Consider the following 18457-nt stretch of genomic DNA (forward strand, 5'->3'; position numbering starts at 1 on the left):
TTAGTTCTCCTTTAACACGTATTCTTCGATAGCCCAGGCGACAGCCTCTTCATCATTGGTCATTGGTGTCACTACATTTGCTACTGCCTTGACTTCAGGAACAGCATTTTGCATGGCAACACCGAGTCCTGCCCACTCAATCATAGACAAATCATTGGCCTCATCTCCACAGGCCATCACTTGGCTTTGATCGATTCCCAGATGGCTGATTAGTTTGGCTAAACCTGTTGCTTTGTGAACATTCTTTGGTGACCACTCTAGCAACATTTCACGTGATTTAAAGATTTCATATTGGTCAAACAATTCTGGAGAAATCTTCTGAATGGCTGCATCCAAGGGTTCTTGAGCAAAGGCAGTCACGCATTTGTTGTAGGTCATTTGACTAGACAAGTCTGCAAAGTCCACTGGAACAAAGGTCAATGCTGGATTAAATTTGGCATAAAGACTTTCTTGGTCAGATTGGATTTGATAAACAGTTCCTTCTGAAATGGCATCAAGAGGCAGTGATAATTTCTCTGTTTCTTCATACAAGCGTGCTACATCATCATATGAAAAGACTGTCTTATCAAGGATTTCACCTGTATTTTTCTGAACCAAACCACCATTAAAAGTAATCGTATACTCATCTTCATGGCCGTCAGTCCCTAGCTCATGGAGAAAGAAATCCATAGCTTTTAAGGGACGACCAGTTGTCAATACGACCTTGATACCACGATCACGCGCAGTTTTCAAGATTGCCTTGGTACGATCCGTCAGCCTTTTATCAGTAGTCAGCAAGGTCCCATCCAAGTCCAATGCAATCAATTTTATATCTGCCATTATAAGCCCTCCATATAAGCTATAACCGACTGGTCCTTATGGTGACCAATTACTGTCTCTGCTAATTCTAAAATTTCAGGTCGTGCATTTTCAGGAGCTACAGGATGTCCCACAACCTGCATCATGTGCAAATCATTTAGATTGTCTCCAAAAGCCATAACCTGACCCATTTTGATGCCAAGTTTTTTAGCTAATTCAACAATAGCCACACCCTTATCGACATAGTCCAGAACAATATCAATGGATTCAAAGCCAGTTGTCATGGCCTTAACACCAGGCACGTTTTCGTTTACCCAAGCCTCCCCAGCTTCCAGCGTTTCTTCTGTGAAGTTGGTTGTAAATTTGAAAATGTCATCTGTGATATCTTCCAAACTCGCTACTTTTTGGATATTTTCATTATAGTGCTGACTCACTTTTAAATAAGTCTCATCAACTGTATCTAGCACATAAGAGCCTTTTTTCCCCGTCAAGAGCAATTTATTGATATCTACATAAGGTGACGTTTTCAGCTTTTCAAAAGTTGCCAGATAAAACTCACGAGACATGGTCGCTTCATACAAGTATTGACCTCGATACTCTACCAAACTGCCATTTTCCGCGATGAAAATAATGTCGTCACGAACATCAGCAAATAATTTTTCTAGAGACAGAAATCCGCGCCCCGAAGCCACCGCAAAGTAAATCCCTTTTTCCTTATAAGAAACCAAGAGAGACTTGAGGCGGTCCATATCAAAGCGTCCATTCTCATCTAGGAAGGTTCCGTCCATATCTGTTGCTACTAGTTTAATTGTCATCCTTCAATACTTTCTAAATCTTTTAACTTCACCGAAACAATTTTTGAGACACCTGATTCTTGCATAGTCACTCCATAGATAGAGTCAGCCGCTGCCATGGTTCCCTTACGGTGGGTTACGACGATGAACTGGCTGTCCTTGTCAAAGCGGTTGAGGTAATCCCCAAAACGCTTAACATTAGCTTCATCCAGTGCAGCCTCTACCTCATCCAAGATAACAAACGGGATAGTCTTAACTCGAATGATAGAGAAGAGCAAAGCAAGAGCTGATAAGGCTTTTTCACCACCACTCATCAGATTAAGCGACTGAATTTTCTTACCTGGTGGTTGGACTGAAATCTCAACCCCAGCTGTCAGCAAGTCTCCCTCAGTCAAAATCAGGTCTGCTTGACCTCCACCAAACATCTGCTTGAAGGTCACTTTAAAGGATTCACGAATAGCCTCAAAGGTTGATTTAAAGCGTTCCTTGACCTCATCATTCATCTCTGTGATAGTTTCTAGAAGCAGGTTTTTCGCTGACAAAATATCATCTCGCTGGCTATTTAGGAAATCTAGACGGTTGTAGACTTCTTCATACTGTTCAATAGCTTCCAAATTGACAGGACCCAGTGAGCGAATAGCCTTCTCTAAATCTTTAACCTCTTGCTCCGCCAGATTGAGATTTTCCAACTCATGAGACTTTTCTAAAGCTTCTGTATAGCTAATCTGATACTGGTCTGTTAATTGACTTTGTAGATGGCGCAAGCGCTCGCTGACCTTTTCTTTCTTGGCTTCAGCACGAGTTTGCTTGCGAATCCACTCTTCATTCTGCTGGCGAGCCTGATCCAAATGACTAGCAATATCATCCAGTTGACCCTCGATATCATCCAACTCAAACTGCTTGCGAATTAAACCTTGTTGAAGATTTGTTTTCTGGTTTTTGGCTTCTTCAGCCTGTTGACTGAGCAATTCTGTATCAACCTTCTCCAGATTATCAACCTTTTCTTGAAGAAGGCGCTGGATTTCCTCTTGTTCGATATCTAAATTGTCCAATTCTTTGCCTAAACGTTCAATATCCGCAACTTCGTAACGTTTTTGTCCTTGCAGTTCTGTCTTAAGCAAGCGAGCTTGAGCTACCTCTTCCTGCAAGTTTTGATAGCGTTCTTGGATGGCATTTTTGTTAGACTTAATCTCTTCAATCTCAGCTTCCAGATTTTGCTTGTCGCTGGCGATAGTAGCAAGGCGCTCTTGGCATTTTTCCTTATCCGCTTGCCAATCTCCATCAGAAAGACGATCTAATTCCTCTTCTTGAAGTTTCCAAAGAGTTTCTAGCTCTTCAACTTGTTGACAAGTCTGCTGATAAGCGAGGGACAAGCCCTGCTCCTTAATACGAGCCTGCTCACCTTGAGATTTGATGGCTTCTAATCTTTCTGTCAATGAAACCATCTCATCTTGCAAGTTCTTCAAACTCCCTTCATCTGTACGCAAGCTTGCTTCTTCTTCAGCAATTTCTTTTTGTAATTGTTCCAGTTCTGGCTTGATAAAAATACTGTTATTCTGGCGATTGGCTCCACCCGCATAGGAACCACCTGTGCGCAACTCTGTCCCGTCCAATGTCACCATGCGAACCTGATAACGAACCTGGCGAGCAGCTTCACGCGCATGTTCTACAGTATCAAAAATAGCCGTCGTAGCTAGCAAGTTCTTGAAAATGGCTTCCAGTCTAGTATCGAAAGTAACTAACTCATCTGCCATGCCCAGAAATCCTGGACTTGCAGCAATAGCATCTTGATTCTGACTAGAAATCGTACGCGTCTTGATAGTCGTTAAAGGAAGGAAGGTTGCACGACCAGCTCTGTTTCGTTTAAGGAAATCAATCGCCTTGGTTGCCGCGTTTTCATCTTCCACGATGATATGCTGACTGCTGGCTCCAAGCGCAATCTCTAGAGCAGTTTGATAATGCACATCAAAGGTCAGATGCTCACTGACTGCCCCAATAATACCACCAAGGCGGTCTTTTTCTTGGAGAACACTCTTAACACCTGCATAAAAGTTACTATGATTTCTCAGGATATTTTCCAAACTTTGGGCTCTAGCCTGCTTGTTTTTGAGACTATCCAGACGGTCAAAAAGTTGATTTTGTTGAGCTTGATAGGAAGTTTTCTGCTCCTCTTGCTCCTTGGCAATAGCTTGGTAGTCAGCCAATAATTTTTGAACCTGCTCCTTAGCAGTTTCAAGCTCGTCTTTTTGCTGACTAGCCTTCTCTTTGGCTGTAGCCAGCTGTTCTTTCAGCTTTTCTAATTGATCTGCTTGTTTTTGAGAAAGCTGACGACTATTTTCCAACTCATTCTCAATACGGGTCAGTTGGTTTGAGACATCCGCTTCTTCCTGTAAAAGCGCCACAAAACGTTCACGTAAGAGTTCAATCATTTGATCAGGATCATCTGAAAAAGCTAGCAATTCAGCTTCTAAACGATTGAGTTTTTGATTATTTTGGACTAGATTTTCTTCTAAAAGGGCTAAAGAGCTTTCTTTTTCAGCCTTTTCCTGACTTAGAGCCTTTCTCTTATCCTCCAAAGCAGCCAAACGGGCTTGTGCTTCCTGTTGATTCAGGGCTACTTGCTCAGATTCTAATTTCGATAGGGCTAATTTTCTCTCTAAATCACTAATCAGACTGGTCAAATCCATCAAACTGCCTTGGTCTTTGGTCATTTCAGCCTGTAAATCTTGGCGTTGCTTTTTAAGAGTTTGGTTTTCTTCTTCTAATTTTTCACGCTTTTGGTAATAACTAGTCAATAGTTCCTGAACCTGTGCCAACTCTTCTTCTGTCAACTCTAGTTCAGCCTTATTTTCCTTGATTTGAGCAACCAGCACGTCTAAATAAATAGCCTTGCGTTGACCTTCCAAGTCTAAAAACTTACGGGCATTCTCAGCTTGCTTCTCAAGAGGCTTGATTTGATTGTCCAACTCGTAGATAATGTCCTCTAAGCGGTCTAGATTATCCTGAGTTTGTTGTAGTTTACTCTCAGTTTCTTTTCTGCGAGTCTTGTATTTCAAAACTCCAGCAGCTTCTTCAAAAATAGCTCTGCGTTCTTCAGGCTTGGAGTTGAAAATCTCCTCAACCTTCCCTTGGGAAATGATAGAGAAGGAATCTCGTCCCAAACCTGTATCCAAGAAAAGGTCATGAATATCACGCAGACGGACTTTCTTGCCGTCAATCTTGTATTCGCTATCTCCACTACGGTAGATATGACGTTCTACCCTGATTTCTTGACCAGCGTCCTTGATAAATCCGTCATGATTATCCAAAGTCACAACTACAGAAGCATAATTGAGCGGTTTGCGACTTTCTGTTCCAGCAAAGATGACATCCGGCATCTTGCCCCCACGGAGACTCTTAACACTTGACTCCCCCAAGGCCCAACGCAGACTTTCTGTAATATTCGACTTTCCAGAGCCATTGGGTCCAACAACTGCCGTCACCCCTTGGTCAAAGACGACCTTAGTCTTATCAGCAAAAGACTTGAATCCCTGAATTTCGATTTCCTTTAAATACATGAATCCAGCCCTTTCTCAACGGCATTTTTGGCAGCTTCCTGCTCTGCTAGTTTCTTAGAACGACCTTGACCTTGACCAATGCTCTTACCTTCGACAAGAACTTCTACATCAAAGACCTTATCGTGGGCAGGACCCGTTTCAGAAATCACCTGATAACGAATAGCCACATCGCCATTGACCTGAAGTAACTCTTGGAGATGGGTTTTGTAGTCTGTAATCATCTCAAACTCGCCTGCTTCGACCTTAGGAATCATGACTTGATAGATGAATTCCTTAACCTTGGCCACATCCTTGTCCAAAAGAAGGGCACCAAGAAAGGCTTCAAAGGCATCACCAAGAATGGTATCACGATTGCGACCACCAGATTTTTCTTCCCCTTTACCCAACTTGATAAATTGATCAAACTGGCAATCACGCGCAAAACCAGCCAAACTCTCCTCACGGACAATCATGGCACGGAGTTTAGACAAGTCACCCTCAGGCTTTTTAGGATATTTTTTATACAGATATTCTGAAATCAATAACTGTAGAACAGCGTCTCCTAAAAATTCCAAGCGTTCATTGTGTGAAATTTTTAAGAGGCGGTGCTCATTGGCATAACTCGTATGAGTAAAGGCAGTTTCCAGTAACTTTTTGTCTGCAAATTCGATTGCAAAATGGTTCTTTAGTACAGTTTGTAATTCTTTCATACCAACCTCTTTCTAACTGATAACAGTCCTTTTTATTATATCAAAAAAAGCTCCCTGAGTCACTTTAAAACGGGACTGGAAGTGATTTGGGCATTCTTTAAAAAGAGATTTTCAGCTTTATACTCAATGAAAATCAAAAAGCAAACTAGGAAACTAGCCGCAGGCTGTACTTGAGTACGACAAGGCGACGTTGACGTGGTTTGAATTTGATTTTCGAAGAGTATTAGAGGCAAATTTGAGGCAGGATAAACAAAAAGCCCTATTAAAGGCTTTTTAGGATATTTACATCCACCCTGAGGGAATCGAACCCCCATCTCAAGAACCGGAATCTTACGTGATATCCATTACACTAAGGGTGGAAACTTGTTTTATTATAACAAAAATTTGCTCTAATAACAAGTTTTTTTCTAGTGAGATAGCCCGTCTTAGTGGGAAGCATCCCCATTCCAGATGGAGTTTTTCACGATAACATAATCAACGTGTTTAAGGTCAGCAACCTGACGTCCACCTGCATAAGAAATAGCACTTTGAAGATCTTGTTCCATCTCAGTTAAAGTGTCTTGCAGATGACCTTTAGCAGGAAGTAAGATACGTTTTCCTTCGACGTTTTTATAAGCTCCTTTTTGGTATTGGGAAGCTGAACCATAGTATTCTTTGAATTGTTCACCATCAACTTCAATTGTTTTCCCTGGACTTTCGATATGTCCTGCAAAGAGGGAACCAATCATGACCATGCTAGCACCGAAGCGGATAGACTTGGCAATATCACCATGAGTACGAATTCCTCCATCAGCGATAATCGGTTTACGTGCAGCCTTGGCACACCAACGGAGAGCAGCCAACTGCCAACCACCTGTACCAAAACCAGTCTTAACCTTGGTAATACAAACCTTACCAGGTCCGATTCCGACCTTAGTAGCATCCGCACCAGCATTTTCCAATTCACGCACCGCTTCTGGTGTTCCTACATTTCCAGCAATAACAAAAGTATCTGGCAATTCTTTCTTGATGTGTTGAATCATAGAAATCACGCTATCTGCATGACCATGAGCGATGTCAATCGTGATGTATTCCGGAGCATCAGCCTTGAGCTGGCTGACAAAATCATACTCATAATCCTTAACACCGACAGAGATAGAAGCAATGAGCCCTTGATCGTGCATGCGTTTAATGAAAGGAATGCGCCCTGCCTCATCAAAACGATGCATAATGTAGAAGTAACCACCTTTAGCCAGTTGCTCTGCTACATTTTCATCCAAAATCGTCTGCATATTAGCTGGCACAACAGGTAGTTTAAAGGTGTGATTTCCTAGAGTGACACTTGTATCAGCTTCTGCACGGCTTTTAATGACACATTTATTTGGAATCAATTGAATATCTTCGTAATCAAAAATTGGAAATTCATTTAACATCTCGATGTCTCGTTTCTTTTGTAATGACCTACCTATGCTCTCGCATCACTACGCCTTTTTCCGACGTTTCCTTAATTAATTATAAATCAAAGTAAGGTTTTTGTCAAATAATTTTATAAATTAAAATATATCGTTCGGTTTTTCTTGTAGAAATAACAAAAGAAAGAGGAGAGATTATTTTCTCTCCACTGATTTAGTAATATTCCTTTTAAAAGCTTCTTCAGAGTTTTCTAGCATTTCACAAAATTCACGATAAGATGAAGACTTCTGAGGAATTTGAATAGACAATTTCTTCAACAAAGCTCCATAACCTGCTAGCTTTCCTATCTCATTATCAACAACCTTGTCCTTGCTCGGAAAAACAAGACCAGCCTTCTCAGCTTTTAAAATATAAGAATAGGAAATCAGCTGGAACAAGTCCTCACGGTTGATCCCTTTTTCAGTGAACTCTAGTTTTTTATATTTAGCATCTAGAACAATCTTTCGTTCTCTATCATAAAAATCTGGATATACTTTCCGTTTCCCAACAGAAAATACCGAAATACCACCTAGCTTTTCTTTATTCCGTGGATGGATGAAATCTTTTGGCAACAAGGTATGAACATACTCTTCCCAAAGCCAGGCAACATCAAAAAGAATACCATGAATTTTTTGATCTTGATACCCTAAGCCGTGCTTTTCTTGGTTTAGGATCATCAGACAAAGTTCTTGTAACTTTCTGTACTCGTGAAAGTATGCATGACGTATAGGTTTAGATTGATTTCCCCGAATAATCTTAGCACGATCAGCTAGTTTATAAGAGGGCGTTACACGCACGATTTCAGCTACGTTTTCACGACTAGTTGAGAGATTATCTAGTACCCCTTGACCAATACTTTTCTGGTTCTTAATGTATTCAATAGTATGACGGACCAACTGCATAAGAGGATTATCATAGGTGAACTCTCTCGTTGTGTAGGCAATATTTCCCGTGAAAGGAAGGTTTTTCTTGAGATGGTTTCTTACATCAATCACTCCCTTAACATGACTGTCGTTATGAGAAAATCTCTGGTATTCCTTATAAAGACCTTTTCGGAGAGCAGCTTGAAGATACTTGGGAAAGAGATACATCAAAAGTTGATAGAGTTTATCTTCACGCGACAAAGCTACATCTAAACTAGTGAGATTGATATGAAGAACCTTTTGTAAAAGATAATGTAAAAAATGGTCGTTACTTTCATCAGAAAAACGAGAAGAAATCGTTAATCTCTCCTGACCACACCCCAGAAAACCAATCACATTTCCAGTCTTGATTTTCTGATTAACTGTTTCAAAGATTTTTTGGTCCTTCTCTAAGTCAGGAGAATTCTTCAAATCATTTGGAAAAATGAAAATACGTTCATCTTGGGATAGACTTTCCAAGTTTCTATCTAAAAGAAGATTGCTTAGTTTAGGATATTCTTCAACAAATTCTTCTTTAACAATCTTGTGTTGATTATCAGTGATCCGCATCATCGTTTTCATCGCCTTCATTGTTATCAGCTACCGCCTGATCTTTTTGCTCATTCTTTGTCAGATCGAATGCTTTTTTCAATGTTTCTAGAGTTTCAGCTTCATCATAAGAACCACGTACATAATCTTCCAAAAGCGGTTGGAGATAATCAGACCAGAGTAATTCATAATCAAATTTTACTTCTTTTAACCTCAGGAAATAACTTGGCCCGATATGATAATGACTGTTTAATTCCTGAACATTTTCAATTGCAGCATTCAAGTTTCTTAGTCGAGTCTTAGCTTCTTCAGCACGCTCACCTAGTTCTTTATCTAGAATATAAAGTTGACTTTCAGCCGTAACTTCAACAAATCGGAAACGACGACGCATAGCAAAATCAAAGGTATCTACTGAACGGTCTATGTCGTTCATAGTCCCGATGATATAGACATTTTCAGGAATATAAAACTTATCATCAGTTTCGTGTAGATTAGCATATTGGGTAGAAACACTTCCCTTTTCGCCACGATAGTCAGAATCAATTGAGAAAAAAAGTTCTCCAAAAATCTTAGAAATCTCACCACGGTTGATTTCATCGATGATGAAGACAAAATTATCTTGACCTCCGGTTTTCTTAGCGTCTCTAGCTTTCTGACAAAACTTCTTAAAAATGCCATCTTGGAGCTTAAACTCAATAGCTCTATCCCCATTTGATACCGGTCTCAACCCCTCTACAAAATCCGTATAATCATAGGAAGGGTGAAACTGTACAAAGCCGATTTGATCTTTATTACCATTTGTTAACTCCACAGCAATTTCTTTAGCAAGGTAAGTTTTTCCCGTACCTGGCGCACCGTGTAGGATAAGATTTGGAGACTTTAATAGAGATTGAGTTAATTGATGACGAAAATTGTTTGATGGATCCATTGTACTATTTTCCATAAAAAGCTTAGAATACTCAAAAAGCATAGTTCCTAATTTCGATGGCTCCAACTCAGGATAAGTTTTGGACACCAGTTCAATTATTTTATGATTTTGCAGATAAGGTCCACCTTGATTTGTCTGAGAAACAAAGTGGCTCCAAAATTCTTTCTGACTATTAATATTTACACCAAAGAAAGGATTTCCCTCAGAATATATACAAAGTAATTTTGTCACCATAGCAGAACGACCAATAAATTCATTTGTTGATCTTTTCATATCAAAAATAGGATTTTCAAAGTTAAAACGAATACCTTCTTTGATAATTTCATACAAATCTGATTTTAATTTTGAAAATCGCTGATCCAACTCTGAAAGCGGAATGACTTTATTACCTTGATCTTTATAACTCTTTGTTTTTTCATTCCAATAAATCCCGAATTTTGAAGCTGAGCCACCAGAAATTCCAAGAAATAGATTTTTGTATTTTCCCTTCTCAAGAGCGTAGCATAAAGACTTATTTTGCTGTCCCTTTCCTATTACATATTCATCGATTGACATTGTTAAAATCCTATTCAAAGACCATTCCTGGAGAAACTCTTCTTTTAATTTATCATTAAACTTTTCACCAGCAGTTGCCTTATTTAATAACTCTTCTTTATTTAGACTATACCATTTATAAAAATCTTCTAAACTAACTTTTCTTTTATTCATCAATCTAACCCCTTTTACTAATGATGTTTAAATATTAGCATTACTTATTAACATATATTTTATAAATAGAATACCATATTCTATAGAAAAAGAAAAGAATTTCTAAAGAAAAAGCCTAGTGTAGAGACTTTATTTCCTCATACTACTAGACTTCTTTTTTATCTTAATAATACTCTCCCTGACGGTAGTCCCATGAGTTAAAGGTGTCTGACAGGTGCATCATAATCTTATCAATGTCAAGCCCTTTGCGGATCACAACTGGAGCTGGTGAAGTTGAACGTGCTCCTCCTTGTTCTGGGATGAGTTTTCCGTCCTTATCGACCATAGAGACCATCACGCCTTGCTCGTAGCGAGTTTCAATCGTTTTGTCAGGTTGGATGGATGCCACGTAGTCATCTGCCTCGATAACAAGGTCCACTGCGCCTTCGATGCGTTCTCCGATACCTTCTACCTTACCTCGGTTTCCTTTTCCAGATGGGTTTGCTGATGAGGCGTAGACCATCTTGCCCTCTTCCCAAAGTTTGGCAGCCAATTGTTCACCTGCTTTCCCGAACTTGATAACAAAACAACTAGTACCACGCACGTCAGTCATAAGTTCTTCACGCCCATCCCCATAAGCTTTGAGTTTTTCAAAAGCTTCTGGTTTCCAAGGAAGGATACAACCAAGAAGAATGTCTTCGTCCCAATGTTTTTGGTAAAAGGCTTCAATTTCTGGGTTGAGTTGTGCTAAAGCGCGAAGCTCATCCATGCTACCGCAGAGAACAACACCTGGTTTGTTACGGTTACGCTCTTTAGCTGCGAACTTGCGCTCAAGTCCTGCCTTGTCGCTAGTCATAATAATGTAACCAACTTTTGTAGGGCAAACGATACATCCGCCTTCACCTTTTAAAATGTCATAGCCTTCTTGTGAAAGTGTTCCGTTCCATTGAATGTGTTTTGTCATAGTTCTATTTCCTTTTCTATTTTTCTTCTAATCCTGCCAGTAGGCTGGCCGTTGTTTTTCATAAGCAGCAATCAAATCTTCATACTGCAAGGTAATACCGATATCATCCAAACCATTTAAGAGCTTGTGTTTCCACTCGCTATCAATTTCAAAAGTGAATTCTCCAACTGGTGAGATGATTTTTTGTTGTTCCAAGTCCACAGTTACCTGATCACTTGGTTTTAGCTGGGCTAGTTTCTCTCTAACCTCTCTGGGCTGAACAATAGGTAACATGCCATTATTGAGTTCATTATTGTAATGAATATCACCGAAAGATCCTGCAATCACAACCTTAAAACCATAGTCAGCTAGAGCCCAAGCTGCGTGTTCTCTGGACGATCCTGCCCCAAAGTTATCCCCTGAGATGAGAATACTAGCTTTCCGATATTCAGGTCGGTTAAAAACAAAGTCTGGGTCCTCAGTATACTTGTCATCCAAATAACGCCAAGCATACATGAGGTACTTACCAAAGCCTTTTTTATCAATTAACTTGAGAAACTGCTTAGGTAGGATTTGATCGGTATCAATGTTATCATTCATGAGAGGAACGGTCGTTCCCGTATAAACTGTAAATTTCTCCATATCCTCTCCTTACTGAGCTTCTGGCATTTGTCGAACATCTACAAAGCGCCCTGCAATAGCTGCTGCTGCTGCCATGGCTGGACTGCAGAGGTGGGTCTTAGCACCAAAGCCCTGTCTGTCTTCAAAGTTGCGGTTGCTGGTTGAAGCGCAGTGGACACCATCAGGAACCTTGTCCGGATTCATCCCTAGGCACATAGAACAACCTGGGTCTCTCCACTCAAAACCAGCGTCTAGGAAAACCTTGTCCAAGCCCAACTTCTCAGCAGCTCGTTTGACAGGACGAGAGCCCGGAACCACGATAGCCGTTAGATTGGGGGCTATTTTCTTTCCTTTGACAAATCGCGCAGCCAGTTGCAAGTCGCTGAGACGAGCATTTGTACAAGAGCCGATAAAGATATAACCTAGTTCAATATCTGCTGGCTTTTGACCAGGCTCCAAGTCCATGTAATTGTAGGCTCGCTCATCATTCATATCTTTGATTTCTGGGAAGCTACTGTCAAAGTCAACCCCCATAGCAGGGTTGGTTCCCCAAGTCACCATGGGAGCCAAGTCTGAAACATCCATCTGGATAACCTTATCATAAACAGCATCCTCATCACTGACAAGGGTCTTCCAATCCGCCACAGCCTCTTCGAAGTCCTCAGGAATACATTCCCGTCCCTTGAGATAATCATAGGTGGTTTGATCCGGATTCATGATTCCCATCTTAGATCCAAACTCGATGGACATATTGCAGATGGTCATGCGCTCTTCCATGCTCAGTGCATCAATAGCTTGTCCACGATATTCCACCACGTAGCCAACGCCGCAAGCAACGCCGTACTTGGCAATCAAAGCTAAAATGAAATCCTTGGAATAAACTCCTTTTTGAGGAACACCAGTGAATTCCACCAGCATTTTCTTGGGTTTGACCTGCCAGAGGGTCTGTGTCGCAAAGACATGTTCGACCTCACTGGTCCCAATTCCAAAAGCGATCGCTCCGAAAGCTCCGTGGGTTGCTGTGTGACTATCTCCACAGACGATGAATTTTCCTGGTTGAGTCCGTCCAGTTTCTGGTCCAACCATGTGAACAATTCCTTGTTTTTCAGAACCATGGGCCGCATGTTCAATCCCAAACTCCTCAACATTTTCAGCCAGCTTATCAATTTGAGCCTTGGAAATGACATCTCGAATATCGTAGATATTGACCGTCGGGACATTGTGGTCAAAGGTTCCAAATGTCAAGTCTGGTCGTCTTAATCTGCGACCTGCGTCTCGCAATCCTTGAAAAGCCTGTGGACTGGTCACTTCGTGAATATAGTGCTGGTCCACATACATGAGTTGGGGCTGCCCCTCTTCACCTGTGATGACATGGCGGTCCCATAATTTATCAAAAATCGATTTTCCTGCCATCCATTACCTCCAAATAACATATAAGGCTACTAGTGTGGACACCATCCCGAGAAACCAAACTGTTTTAAAATACCATTTTCGAGTCTTGTGGTGAAAGATGATTCCTGCTAGCCAGGCACCAAAACCACCACAAGTAAAGGCTAAAATAAGTAAGATTTTCTCAGGAATGCGCCAAGCTCTTCTCCTCGCCTTGGATTTGTCAATGCCATAAATGATGAAAATCATGACATTCCAAATCAAGAGGGCAAGAGTAATTTTTTCATCTAACTTCATAACCTTGCAATAATAGCTTCCGTCATTTCCTTAGTCGAAGCCTGTCCACCTATATCTCTTGTTAAAACACCAGCTGCCAAACTTGCCTCAACAGCATGCTCGATACACTCCGCATCCTTATAACGTCCAAAACTATCTCTCAACATCATGGCCACTGATAAAATCATGGAGATAGGATTGGCAATTCCTTGACCAGCAATATCAGGTGCTGAACCGTGAATAGGTTCATAGAGACTTGGTCCATTTTCAGAATGACTGGCTGATGGCATAACTCCAAGTGTGCCAGATAGAACGCTTGATTCATCAGAGAGAATATCTCCGAAAAGATTTTCTGTCACGATGACATCAAACTTAGCAGGATTGGTAATCATGAGCATGGCAGCTGAGTCCACCAACTGGTGCTCCAAGGTTACATCTGGAAAATCCTGTGATACCTTCTCAGCTACTTTCCGCCAGAGTTTTGATGTCGCTAGAACATTTTGCTTATCGATACTAGTAACAATTTTTCTGCGATTTCTTGCAATTTCAAAGGCCTTGCGAATAATCCGCTCTACTTCCTCATAGCTATAGTCGTTAATATCACGCGCTTTGCGCTCTTCAAGGATATGATCCCCAAAATAAATCCCGCCTGTCAACTCCCGCACAACGACAAAGTCAACCCCAGCAATTCGTTCTGGTTTGAGAGGTGACAAATGCTTGAGACTGTCAAAGATTTTTACAGGGCGAATATTAGCGTAAAGATTGAGTTCCTTACGGAGAGCAAGCAAGCCTTGTTCAGGCCGAACCGCTGCTCCATCATACTGAGGACTACCGATAGCCGCTAGAAGAATGGCATCTGCTTCTCTACATGCTTTGAGGGTTTCACTAGGTAAAGGATGGCCTGCTGCATCAATTCCAGCACCTCCAAAAGGTCGTTTGTCTATTTCATAGTCAAAGCCTGTTTTTTCAGCTAGAGCTTCCAGAACCTCTAACCCAGCCACCATGATTTCTGGACCGATTCCGTCCCCTGCTAGAGCTACTATTTTCTTTGTCATAGCCTTCTCCTTTACACACTAGGCATATCGCGGTAAGAAACACTGCGTCCCATCTCACCAGCATTCTCTTTTTGAACAAAGGTATTGGCATTGATGTAGGCAATAGCCGAAGCTTTCAACACATCGAAATCAAGACCTGCTGCATTAAAGATAGTTTCTGTATCTCTGTTTTCAACAGTGACCAAGACCCGAGCCTGGGCATCGATTCCATCGGTTACCGCATCAATGGTATAGGACACCAAGCGGACAGATTGGTTAAAGAACTTGTCTATAGCGTTAAAGATCGCTTCAACGGAACCTTGCCCTGTCGCATTAAATTCGACTTTTTCACCATCCATATTGGCTAGGCTTACGAGCGCTTCGATATCATTATCAGCATGAGTTTGCAGTTGTAAATCATCAAAGTGGAATCCTTCAGGGTTTTCAACCATGGTTCCAGCTACCAGAGCACGAATATCTGCATCTGTGATTTCTTGTTTCTTGTCGGCCAGTGCCTTGAACTTAGCGAAGAGTGGTTTAATGTCCTCTTCTGTAAAGTCTAGGGCCAATTCTCTTAGTTTCTCAACAAAGGCATGGCGACCAGACAATTTTCCAAGTGGGAGGCTATTACTCTTAACACCGACTAATTCAGGGGTTATGATTTCATAGGTAAGAGGATTTTTAAGGACTCCGTCTTGGTGAATACCAGATTCGTGAGAGAAGGCATTGCCACCGACCACAGCCTTGTTTTTAGGAACTGGAATTCCTGAGAAGCGAGAAATCATTTCTGACGTATTGATGGTTTCATTTAAAACAATACTAGTTTCTGCTTGATAGTAATCTTGGCGAATATTGAGCGCCACTGCTATTTCTTCCAAAGCTGCATTACCAGCTCGCTCCCCGATACCATTGATGGTTCCTTCGACACGTCCTGCCCCATTCTTGACGGCAGCAAGGCTATTAGCGACTGCCATTCCAAGATCATCATGACAGTGAGGCGAATAGATAATCTGGCGATCCGTCTTAACATTCTCAATCAAGTATTTGAAGATAGCTCCGTACTCCTCTGGCGTGGTAAATCCTACCGTGTCAGGGATATTGATATAAGTTGCACCTGCATCAACCGCTGTTTGAACAACTTGTAAGAGGAAATCCAACTCTGTTCTAGTCGCATCCTCAGGAGAGAATTCGACCACTTCAAATTTAGAACGGGCATAAGAAACATGCTCCTTAATAGCTTCCAAAATCTCTTGCTTGCTCTTATTGAGCTTATACTTGCGGTGAATCGGACTGGTAGCAATAAAGACGTGAACTTGTGGAAACTTGGCGTCCTTGAGGGCCTCATAACAAGCATCGATATCAGACTTGACAGAGCGTGCCAAGCCAGTCACCGCTGTTTTCTTCAATGCCTTAGCAATCTCCTGAACTGCCGTAAATGAGTCTGGACTAGCCGCTGGAAAACCAGCTTCAATTGCTGAAATGCCCCATTTCTCCAGCTGCCTTGCAATGGCAATTTTTTCCTTTATTGAAAAATTAACACCCGGTGTCTGTTCTCCATCCCGAAGGCTGGTATCTAGAAATTCAACTGTTCTCATAAGATTTCCCCTTTTCCAAATATGGTTTTAAAAAAACATCTCGCTTAGAAGTCCAAGCGAGATGTTGATTCACTCCCGCTTGGTAAGCCAAACAGGACTAATGCTTTTTGCACTAGCCCGAGTACCTCAACAACAAAGCAAATTGATTAAACTTAGCTGTTTTCATGTTTGACTTTCTCCTTCGTTTGATATCTTGTTTAGTATTTTAGCATAGGCAAAAGCACTTGTCAAGAAAAAATCAAATATTTTCTGAAAATTTCTTCAGTATAGGATATTTAGCTAATTGAAAGTTATTGAAAATCCTTGAAATGTTTCATTTTTTAGAAGTTAAGTTCCAACTTTTTTCTATCAATTCTAGTACTTCTTCATCTGATAAAGTATCATCAAGCGCCACACTAATCCAGTAACGTTTATTCATATGAAAAGCTGGATAAATGCCCTTTTGTGAAAGCAGATCCACTACTTGATCATGTTTGAGGTTGACTGCTTCGACTAAACCTTCTCTGCCCTTTTCCAGCTTATCCCAAGAGATTTTCATCAAGACGGCATACCACTTTTTATTTCCTTCGTGTCTTAACACTGCTGTATCAGGCGATTTCTCCCACAAATACTCCAACTGATTACCATACTTTTCCTGAACTTGAGTCATGATTCGCTTAGTCTGAGGGCAGATAAAATCCTGTACCTCAAAACAAGCCTTCCGAATCTGGTAAAGAATCTCCAAACAAGCCTCACGGACATTTCCGACAAAACTTCCCCTCATGCTTTCCATATGAACTTGAGGATAGAGATCACCAGTCTCCTGGTCAAAGACTTGAAAGTTCACATTATCAGCACTGATGGACACAGTCATGACAAAATCACCCTGCAAAATCTGGCAACTATAGGTCCAGACTCCACTATTTTCTACAAAACCATAGGCACGAGCCTTTTCTTGATTAAACTGATAGGATTTAAAAATTTCAAACATAAGTGAAAACTGCTACCAAAAGCTAGCAGTTCCTTTCTATTTTTTAAAAGACAACCTTGGTTCCATGCAATTGTGTCACACCTAGCTGGTCGATAAAGGTTTGACGGTTGTCCAAGTCAATCCCCCCACCTGGTAAAATTTCAATTTTACCTTTAGCATGTTCCAAAATTCTGTGATAGTGAGCAAAACGTTTCTCTAGTGAGTCTCCAGACATACCAGCACGAGTCAGAATACGAGTGACACCAGCTTGGCTGAGCCAGTCAATAGCTTCTAGTTGATCTTCATCGCTCAATTCATCAAAGGCCATGTGGAAGACAATTTCCATTCCATTTGATGAAGCAATTAACTTTTCAAGATTAGGCTTATCCAACTTCTTATCAGCAGTTAAAGTTCCAAATACAACCCCTTGACTTCCAGCCTGAGCAGTCAAACGAATATCTTCCAGCATGATAGCAATTTCCATATCATTATAAACAAAGTCACCACCACGTGGACGAATCATAGTCATAATGGTCGTATCATAGTTAACTGCCAGTTCAACCGCTGCCTTAGTCACTCCATAGCTGGGTGTTGTCCCACCAACTGCAAGATTATCACAGAGTTCGATTCGACGAGCTCCAGCCTGCATCGCTTTTTCAAGCAAGGTCACATTTTCAGCACAAAATTCGTAAATCATTTGATTCTCCTTGAAGATTACTTTAAATTTATTATATCATATTGTTGTGAATATGCTTTCAATTTTATCAAGGGAAATAGTTACAAATTTTACTTATTCTTTGTCTGGAATGACCTTGAAGAGATAATAGGTGATAAAGATAGTCAAGGCTCCCAGACCGATTTTGACTGGTAAGAGAGGGGCAAAATAAATGGAAATTCCCATCAAGATGTAGATAGAAACGATGATTTTTTTCTTACGTTCACGCGCAATAGACTTAGTCTCGCGAAAATCAGCCACATATGCTTGATAGAGCTTGGTATGATAAAGCCAATCTTCGAAGCGCTTGGAACTTCTAGAGAAACAAGCAATAGACAACAAAAGAAAAGGCGTTGTCGGCAACAAGGGTAAAACAACCCCAACAATAGCCAAGGCCAGTGATAAAAAACCAATAATTAGATAGATAAGACGCATAATTTCTCCTAGTTAATACTCTTTGAAAATCTCTTCAAACCGCGTCAACGTCGCCTTACCGTAGGTATGGTTCCTGACTTCGTCAGTCTCATCTGCAACCTCAAAGCAGTGCTTTGAGCAGCCTGCGGCTAGCTTCCTAGTTTGCTCTTTGATTTTCATTGAGTA

17 protein-coding genes and 1 tRNA gene are annotated in these 18457 nt (G+C 41.0%); all 18 read right to left on the reverse strand.

Annotated elements, in window-relative coordinates:
* The 18 genes from ACWPV5_RS04550 to ACWPV5_RS04635 all read right to left on the reverse strand — a co-directional run bounded on the left by ACWPV5_RS04550 (window position 1) and on the right by ACWPV5_RS04635 (window position 18451).
* The gene (locus ACWPV5_RS04550; protein ID WP_219966724.1) at window positions 1–819 is read right to left on the reverse strand and encodes a Cof-type HAD-IIB family hydrolase; all 819 of its coding nucleotides are present in this window, start codon (window positions 817–819) and stop codon (window positions 1–3) included.
* Entirely contained in the window at window positions 819–1613 is a 795-nt protein-coding gene (locus tag ACWPV5_RS04555; RefSeq protein ID WP_219966725.1) for a Cof-type HAD-IIB family hydrolase, read from the reverse strand. Before ACWPV5_RS04555 ends, ACWPV5_RS04550 begins: the two co-directional genes overlap by 1 nt.
* Window positions 1610–5149 (reverse strand): chromosome segregation protein SMC, encoded by a 3540-nt coding sequence (gene smc, locus ACWPV5_RS04560; RefSeq protein ID WP_219966726.1) that lies wholly within the window; start codon window positions 5147–5149, stop codon window positions 1610–1612. The genes ACWPV5_RS04555 and smc overlap by 4 nt, the downstream gene beginning before the upstream one ends.
* Entirely contained in the window at window positions 5140–5838 is a 699-nt protein-coding gene (gene rnc, locus ACWPV5_RS04565; protein WP_000661480.1) for a ribonuclease III, read from the reverse strand. Before rnc ends, smc begins: the two co-directional genes overlap by 10 nt.
* A 287-nt stretch (window positions 5839–6125) precedes the next feature.
* Window positions 6126–6197: transfer RNA gene (locus ACWPV5_RS04570), tRNA-Arg, on the reverse strand.
* 66 nt (window positions 6198–6263) lie between these two features.
* Window positions 6264–7250 (reverse strand): GMP reductase, encoded by a 987-nt coding sequence (locus ACWPV5_RS04575; protein WP_000931164.1) that lies wholly within the window; start codon window positions 7248–7250, stop codon window positions 6264–6266.
* Between the two features lie 174 nt (window positions 7251–7424).
* Window positions 7425–8741 carry an McrC family protein gene (locus ACWPV5_RS04580; RefSeq protein WP_219966949.1) on the reverse strand — a complete coding sequence of 439 codons (1317 nt, stop codon included), beginning with the start codon at window positions 8739–8741 and terminating at the stop codon, window positions 7425–7427.
* Window positions 8728–10356, reverse strand: a complete 1629-nt coding sequence (locus ACWPV5_RS04585) for an McrB family protein (RefSeq protein ID WP_454382558.1) — start codon at window positions 10354–10356, stop codon at window positions 8728–8730. Before ACWPV5_RS04585 ends, ACWPV5_RS04580 begins: the two co-directional genes overlap by 14 nt.
* 163 nt (window positions 10357–10519) lie before the next feature.
* On the reverse strand, window positions 10520–11299 hold the full coding sequence (locus ACWPV5_RS04590) for an L-threonylcarbamoyladenylate synthase (RefSeq protein ID WP_000160498.1): 780 nt from the start codon (window positions 11297–11299) through the stop codon (window positions 10520–10522).
* Between the two features lie 27 nt (window positions 11300–11326).
* Window positions 11327–11920: a 3-isopropylmalate dehydratase small subunit gene (leuD, locus tag ACWPV5_RS04595; protein WP_173307285.1), complete on the reverse strand. Its 594-nt coding sequence runs from the start codon at window positions 11918–11920 to the stop codon at window positions 11327–11329.
* 9 nt (window positions 11921–11929) lie between these two features.
* Window positions 11930–13312 carry a 3-isopropylmalate dehydratase large subunit gene (leuC, locus tag ACWPV5_RS04600; RefSeq protein WP_219966728.1) on the reverse strand — a complete coding sequence of 461 codons (1383 nt, stop codon included), beginning with the start codon at window positions 13310–13312 and terminating at the stop codon, window positions 11930–11932.
* 3 nt (window positions 13313–13315) lie between these two features.
* Window positions 13316–13585: a DUF1294 domain-containing protein gene (locus ACWPV5_RS04605; RefSeq protein WP_219966729.1), complete on the reverse strand. Its 270-nt coding sequence runs from the start codon at window positions 13583–13585 to the stop codon at window positions 13316–13318.
* The gene (leuB, locus tag ACWPV5_RS04610; protein WP_261070683.1) at window positions 13582–14619 is read right to left on the reverse strand and encodes a 3-isopropylmalate dehydrogenase; all 1038 of its coding nucleotides are present in this window, start codon (window positions 14617–14619) and stop codon (window positions 13582–13584) included. The genes ACWPV5_RS04605 and leuB overlap by 4 nt, the downstream gene beginning before the upstream one ends.
* Before the next feature lie 11 nt (window positions 14620–14630).
* Complete coding sequence (locus ACWPV5_RS04615; RefSeq protein WP_454382562.1) at window positions 14631–16193, reverse strand: 2-isopropylmalate synthase; 1563 nt, start codon at window positions 16191–16193, stop codon at window positions 14631–14633.
* A 313-nt stretch (window positions 16194–16506) separates the two neighbouring features.
* The gene (locus ACWPV5_RS04620; RefSeq protein WP_454382564.1) at window positions 16507–17163 is read right to left on the reverse strand and encodes an MmcQ/YjbR family DNA-binding protein; all 657 of its coding nucleotides are present in this window, start codon (window positions 17161–17163) and stop codon (window positions 16507–16509) included.
* Window positions 17164–17206: 43 nt separating this feature from the next.
* Window positions 17207–17839, reverse strand: coding sequence for a copper homeostasis protein CutC (locus tag ACWPV5_RS04625; protein WP_454382566.1), 633 nt, complete (start codon window positions 17837–17839; stop codon window positions 17207–17209).
* A 93-nt stretch (window positions 17840–17932) separates the two neighbouring features.
* A complete protein-coding gene (locus tag ACWPV5_RS04630) occupies window positions 17933–18292 on the reverse strand; it encodes a YbaN family protein (protein WP_001237214.1) in 360 nt (119 codons plus the stop codon).
* A 12-nt stretch (window positions 18293–18304) separates the two neighbouring features.
* The gene (locus ACWPV5_RS04635) at window positions 18305–18451 is read right to left on the reverse strand and encodes a hypothetical protein (RefSeq protein ID WP_261070685.1); all 147 of its coding nucleotides are present in this window, start codon (window positions 18449–18451) and stop codon (window positions 18305–18307) included.
* Window positions 18452–18457: the final 6 nt, after the last annotated feature.

The organism is Streptococcus sp. Marseille-Q7156 (assembly GCF_965119495.1).